General features: G+C 58.0%; 1 protein-coding gene. It reads left to right on the plus strand.

Annotation, left to right across the window (positions count from 1 at the left end; translation table 11 throughout):
* The coding region (locus FDX22_RS23890; protein ID WP_146717886.1) for an iron chelate uptake ABC transporter family permease subunit at nt 1–205 on the plus strand (205 nt) is incomplete at both ends.

Here is a 205-nt window from a genome sequence, read left to right on the forward strand (position 1 = left end):
TTTCAATCGGTGAGACGGTTATCTCGTGGCAGCATGTCAGCCATACGCTGGCAAACCGCTTGTTTGATACACAGTATGCGGTGGATGCGCTTGATGCCGGGATTATCTGGAACTACCGCCTGACCCGCGCGCTGGTTTCCGCCTGTTGCGGAGCCTGTCTGGCGGTTTCAGGCGTGGTTCTCCAGTCGCTGCTGCGCAATGCGCT

Source organism: Citrobacter sp. TBCS-14, from assembly GCF_005280805.1.
Classification (GTDB): Bacteria; Pseudomonadota; Gammaproteobacteria; order Enterobacterales; family Enterobacteriaceae; genus Citrobacter; species Citrobacter gillenii.